Origin of the sequence: Sporosarcina sp. P20a (genome assembly GCF_002743175.1) — a bacterium.
Lineage (GTDB): Bacteria > Bacillota > Bacilli > Bacillales_A > Planococcaceae > Sporosarcina.
This window is the reverse complement of record NZ_PDYT01000021.1, coordinates 44,585-51,113: the sequence shown is the minus strand read 5'-3', so window position 1 is coordinate 51,113 and position 6,529 is coordinate 44,585. Positions and strand designations below refer to the sequence as shown.

General features: G+C 32.9%; 6 protein-coding genes. All 6 read right to left on the bottom strand.

Features of this window, described 5'->3' with window-relative positions; genetic code table 11:
* Positions 1 to 764: 764 nt before the first annotated feature.
* A complete protein-coding gene (locus CSV72_RS13680; protein WP_099678811.1) occupies positions 765 to 2,009 on the bottom strand; it encodes a glycosyltransferase family 4 protein in 1,245 nt (414 codons plus the stop codon).
* A 14-nt stretch (positions 2,010 to 2,023) separates the two neighbouring features.
* On the bottom strand, positions 2,024 to 2,758 hold the full coding sequence (locus tag CSV72_RS13675; RefSeq protein WP_099678810.1) for a GNAT family N-acetyltransferase: 735 nt from the start codon (positions 2,756 to 2,758) through the stop codon (positions 2,024 to 2,026).
* The gene (locus CSV72_RS13670; protein WP_099678809.1) at positions 2,751 to 3,374 is read right to left on the bottom strand and encodes a sugar transferase; all 624 of its coding nucleotides are present in this window, start codon (positions 3,372 to 3,374) and stop codon (positions 2,751 to 2,753) included. Before CSV72_RS13670 ends, CSV72_RS13675 begins: the two co-directional genes overlap by 8 nt.
* Before the next feature lie 20 nt (positions 3,375 to 3,394).
* Positions 3,395 to 4,585, bottom strand: coding sequence for a DegT/DnrJ/EryC1/StrS family aminotransferase (locus CSV72_RS13665; protein ID WP_099678808.1), 1,191 nt, complete (start codon positions 4,583 to 4,585; stop codon positions 3,395 to 3,397).
* 36 nt (positions 4,586 to 4,621) lie between these two features.
* Positions 4,622 to 5,329, bottom strand: coding sequence for an acyltransferase (locus CSV72_RS13660; protein ID WP_099678807.1), 708 nt, complete (start codon positions 5,327 to 5,329; stop codon positions 4,622 to 4,624).
* Between the two features lie 83 nt (positions 5,330 to 5,412).
* A complete protein-coding gene (locus CSV72_RS13655) occupies positions 5,413 to 6,525 on the bottom strand; it encodes a DegT/DnrJ/EryC1/StrS family aminotransferase (protein WP_099678806.1) in 1,113 nt (370 codons plus the stop codon).
* Positions 6,526 to 6,529 lie beyond the last annotated feature (4 nt).

Sequence of the window (6,529 nt, the reverse complement as noted above, 5' to 3'; positions counted from 1 at the left end):
CTTGGTCGAAGACCTTACCAAAGAATTGTTATATCCAGTCAAAGAAATAGAAAACGCCCCAAGAATCTTTATGATCGATTCTTTGGGGCATTTTCTTTTATATTAAACAACGTGTTCACTGTTTGACGCTTACGAACCAACGTGACGCGTACCCTTCAGTCTCTGCGAAAAAAGTGATTTGAGTCTACTTCTTAGAATGATTTTATGCTATTATTATTCCTATGAGAAAACCAGACAAGAAAACCCAACTTACAATTGAAGAGCACGAGAAGAAGAACGAACAGTATCATGTATTATTTAAAAAATGTATGAATTTCACTTGCGATTTCAATAGAAGAAATCAATTCTTCAACTATTTTCTTTTACGATAAAAAAGCCACCAAATCGTTTGCACGATCAGATGACTTTACATTTTGTATGCTCAAAAATTGTCAGACTAGCGTCTGAATTGTGTGGTGCACAGGTAGCCTTTTCAAGTGGCTCCAATTACTTACATTTATTTCCTTAATATAATTTATTGATGACATAATCATTGTTTCCAGCTCCTCTTTTACTGGTGGGTAGGTTAGGAAGTCCTATAGTTGGTACTCCCCTATAGCCTGGAAAAAGTGGTTTATTTGTGTTTTAATCAATCTATTTCATATAATACATATGATTTTTAAGAATCTGTTGAATCTAGTCTAACATTAACAGCTGACTGTGTCTGTTTACTTAAAGGTAGATGAGGTTTTTCGAACTGAATTATGAGGTACTAGTGACTCTACTTATAAACTAGAATTACCATGCATCAAAATATCTTCCAATTCAGATGTTAAAGTTCTATAATCCAAACTTTTAGCGGCTGTTAATGCATTATCACAATATATTTTGTACTCATTTTCTCCCATACTGTAGAAGTACATTACACCTTTCGCTATCTGATTTGCGCTTGAATCTTCCGTGACAATTCCACAATTATATTTAGTGATTGGATTATAACTCATTTGTATAGTAGATAATATTGGTTTTCCACTAACAATATACTCTGATAATTTATTCAAACTACCTCCATATCTAAATGTAGGCGTCGGTTTACAATGTAGGATATTTAAATCACTTCTAGAAAGTATATATGGAATATATTTTTTATCTACTTGCCCCTTAAATACCACGTTATCAATTTCTTCATTCGCACATTTTCTTATTAATGCTTCTTTATCTGAGCCTTCTCCATAAATAATAAATATAATTTTACTACTTAACTCTTTAACTTTTTTTGCTGCATTAATAATTGCTTCAACATCATTAGCTAATCTAATTGAACCTGTATATATGACTTTAAATGTATCAGGATTTTCTAATTCTCTATCTTCCAAAGGGTAATCTACAATATTCTCTTTGTATACTTTAGTATCAACACCGTTTGTTATATTATGTATTTTGGACATATCGAGGATTGTATCCCATGATCTATCTTTAATATAATCTTTCCCACCAGGCATAGTGAATATCAAACTATCTGATTTACGATAAACATACTTTTCAACAGAATAAAGGATTTTTATGAATGGATTGTTCTTGGATAATCTTAAAAGTCCAACAATAGATTCTGGCCATAAGTCTCTGACTTCAAGTATAAATTTCACTCTTAATTTCTTTGCGATAAATAAGGGCGAAAGTGCAAATAATACACCTAGGTCGCAAACGATAACATCGGGTTTTAAAGATATTTTTTTATAATTCATTAATAGTCTAATTGGAAATTGTAAGTGGTTTATTATTCTTTTAATACGACTACCTTCATAATTGCTAGTTTTAATATGAATAAAATCTAAATCTTCATAACTTCTTTCGATAACTTTTTTAGGCTCATTATCCATGAGGTTGATATCAGTATTATGAATAGTACTTGCTGAAATAATTTTCACTTTATGACCGCTTAAATTTAAATACTTTGCCATAACATTATTTCTTACTCTTACCTCATATTCAGGTGGCATAGCATAGTGATTAATGATCCAAATGTTCATTACAATTTAACTCCTTAATAATTCATCGAATTCCATAAATGATATATTGAACTACAACCTTTAAACCTGTAATTTAGTTTGCTATAAAAATTATTTGCAACTATATTATTTATCTGAGTTCCAACTTGAATCTTTGTAAATTTGTTTTGGAAAGAAAATTCTTCTAATTTGGACATTAAAGACTTACCTACCCTTTTGTTTGCAAATCTTTTATCAACAGCTATTAACTCAACAATAATAGTTTTATCATCATTCTTTGAAAATAGAATGAACCCAGCTATTTCATTTTCCCTTTTTGTTATTATGAAATACTTATTCTTTTTATTAAATGCTGAATTAATCCAATGTAAGTAAACATTATTTTTTTTACAAGTAGATAGATAGGGGTCATTAATAAATCTAGAATGTATAAATTCATTTTGTGCAATATTTTTCACTTCTTTATTTTCGGGAAATGAATTATATATATAACTTTCTATATCAGAAGAATTTTCTTCTTTTTGAATTTCTTTTTCGAATTGAACATTCATATCTGCTAGGAATATATTGTCCATCTTACCTAACCAAATGTTATTTTCATTTAAGTTATTAAGGTTTTCTATAGTAATGAAATCATACCTTTTCATTTCATTTATAACTGTCGATTGATTTTCTTTTGATAGCACTCCATTTAAAATCACTCTAGCAGAATTCACTCCGAAGTATTCAGTATCCCAGACTAGCTCTTTTACAGAAAAGTTATTATTCATTTTTTCCACCTTCTGTATTCTTGTTATCTGATTCTATAAACACGCCTTTTCTTAGTAAGATCGTACTTATAGTCTTTAATAATATTTTTAGATCAAACATAAATGAGATGTTATTTACATAATACACGTCATTAATTAACCGCTCTTTCCATTGTATAGTATTTCGATAGTATGCTTGATTATATCCCGTAATTCCAGGCAAAACTTTAAGTTTTTTAATTTCTGAATCACTATACTGAAGTATGTGTTCTGGCAAGTCTGGTCTTGGACCGATAAAACTCATATTACCTAACAGTACGTTAATAATTTGTGGGATTTCATCAATGCTAGTTTTCCTTAAAAAGCTTCCTACTTTAGTTACTCTTACATCCTTATCTGAATTATATGTTGAACCATCCTCATTTCTTAAGTCAGGTGCGTTTTCTTTCATTGTACGGAGCTTATACATTTTATATGTTTTTTCATCTTTACCTAATCTAAGCGCAGCATAAAAAACCGATCCTTGATCCTCAATTTTTATCGCAATTGCACATACAATAATTATTATTAGTATCAATGGCATCAAAATTATTGAAAATAATATATCTAAAAATCTCTTTATTATTTCACTATACATTAATAGTATCTCCTACTTGTTTAAATTAGACTTAATAATGTTTGACAAACATATTTCACTTGTTCAGTAGTCATTTTAGTGTGCAAAGGTAAAGTAATTTCATTTTCATACATTTTGAAAGCGTTAGGGAAACCTTCTATCTGAAAGCCTAAATCCTTATATGCTGTATGAAGTGGCAGAGGCTTATAATGAACATTAGTAGAGATGCCCTTTCGAGCCATTTCAGTAATAATATGATTTCTAAAATCTTCATCTTTATCTATTAATCTGACCATATATAAATGCCCACTCGATTTGTATTCATCTGAAAAATGCTTTACTTTCTGAACTCTATCACTATTAAGTAACTCATCATACATCATAATAAGTTCTTTTCTCTTTTTTAATAAATCAGGATATCTTTCGAGTTGAGCTAATCCTATAGAAGCCATTATATCTGTCATATTACACTTATAGTTAGGTGCTACAATGTCATATTCCCATTGACCTACTTTAGACTTTTCCAAAGCGTCCTTAGATTGACCATGTAAAGACAATAGCATATACTCCGAGTAAATATCTTCGTTGCTAACTCCTTCAATATCTCTCCAAACTACCGCTCCACCTTCAGCTGTAGTTAGATTCTTAACTGCATGCATTGAGAAACATGTAAAGTCCGCAACTTCCCCACTTACATTTCCTTTGTATACTGCTCCAAGTGAATGTGCTGCATCTGCAATAACTGTAATTCTACCCATTCTTTCTTGAAGTTCATTTGAAGGATTAAACAAATCTCTTTTTCTATTTACAATCTCAAATATTTTATCATAGTCACACATAACACCGCCGACATCTACAGGTATCATTGCCTTAGTTTTACTAGTAATTGCTTTTTCTAGGGATTCATAATCTATATGATATGAGTTCTCCAATGTGTCAACCATAACTATCTTCGCACCAACATGATGTATCACACTTGCTGATGCAGAATAGGTGTATGCCGTTGTGATTACTTCGTCACCTTTCCCTATACCTAGGAGCCTTAATGTCATCTCCATAGAAGCAGTAGCAGAGTTAAGACATACCGCTCTATCTACATTACAAAAATCAGCTATATTCTTTTCAAATAGTTTTGTTTTAGGTCCTGTAGTAATCCACCCTGATTTTAAAGTGTCTACTACTTCATCAATCTCTCTTTGAGAAATATCTGGCGGTGAAAATTCTACTTTCATAGGACTACACTCCTTTCGGTTCTTCAAATTAATAAATTATTGATTTCTTAATAACTGCTCACTAGGAACCTTCCGTATTCTCTTGGCTGGAGATCCAACGACTAAACATTCTTTTTCAACATCCCTTGACACAATACTACCGGCAGCCACAGTTCCATCCTCATGAATTGTGATGCCAGGAAGTACTGTTACATTAGCACCAATTCTGCCGCCATTTTTTACTACAATACCACCCAAATGGTCATAACGTTCCTTGCTTCGACCCATGAAATTATCATTTGTCGTTACAACACAAGGCGCAATAAATACATAATCCCCTAATTCAGAATACGCTGTAATGTAGCAATTAGTTTCTAATTTACAGCCTTCCCCTATTTTACAGTCATTCTCAACTGCAACACCCCGTCCGACAATCGTCTTTTCACCAATTGTTACCCGTTCTCTTACAGTCGCTAAATCAGCTATAAAAACATCATCTCCGATTTCAGCATTTGCATAAATAATAGCAGATGTACCAACGGTCACTCCAGAACCAATCTTAGTCGGAAGTAATTCTTTTACGTCCGGAAGAATCGATGCTTTCGCGCGTGTTGGCTGTTTTCCAATCACAGCATTGTCTTGAATAATGACATTATCTCCAATTTTCGTTCCCGCATAAATGGTGACATTATTCCCGATATTCACACACTCACCAAAAGATACAGCTTCTCCAACAACAACATTTTCCCCTATTACAAAAGTCATTTGATCTCCACCTTTCTAAAAGAAGCATCACTCATTATATAATTAGAGTGATGCTAATACATATTATACATTCTTTGAAATGCTTATTTTAAATAAAACCCCTTGATTTTATCAATAATATAATCCTGTTGCTCACGCTTCAATTCTGGGAACATTGGCAGTGATAGTGCTTCTTGTGCTGCTTTCTCCGTCTCAGGTAAATCTCCTACTTTATAGCCCAAGTCCTTAAAGACAGGTTGCATATGAAGTGGAATAGGGTAATAAATCATCGTTGACACACCTTGTTCTTTTAAATAAGATTGAAGTTCGTCTCTTCTTTCAACTCGAAGCGTATATTGGTGAAACACATGATAGTTTCCTTCTATTTCAACAGGTGTCACTACTCGATCACCAAGAACTTCATTCAATTTTTCAGTGTAATAAGCCGCATGCTTACGACGATCCTCACTCCAGATTGGTAAATGAGGCAATTTCACACTGAGTACAGCCGCTTGCATTTCATCTAGCCTGCTATTATAACCTAACACATGATGATGATATTTTGGTTTACTTCCATGCACACGTATGACACGCGCTTGTTCAGCTAGATTCTCAACATTTGAAACAACCATTCCTCCATCACCATAAGCACCTAGATTTTTTGTCGGGAAGAAACTATAAGTTGCCGCACTGCTCATCTCGCCTACTTGCTTCCCCTTATACGTCGAACCAATCGCCTGCGCTGCATCTTCAATCACATGCAATTTATACTTTTCAGCAATTTCTATAATAGGATTCATATCCGCCATTTGACCATAGAGGTGGACAGGAATAATGGCTTTCGTCTTCTCAGTTATTACTTCCTCTATTTTAGATGGATCGATATTATATGTAATCGGATCAATATCAACAAATACCGGCACCGCATTAGCACGCGCAATCGCACCAGCAGTAGCAAAAAATGTAAACGATGTAGTAATTACTTCATCCCCGGCTTTAACACCAGCAGCCTGAAGTGCAATATGTATTGCATCTGATCCATTCGCAACACCAATTCCATATTTTGTTTTACTCATTTCTGCAATATTATTTTCTACCTGTTTAACATAACTACCCAATATGAATTGTGAAGAAGACATTACTTCATCAAGTTTTTGGAGTACTTCATGTTTTATTATTTTATATTGTTCGGATAGATCTAACATCTGGACCTTCATAGTA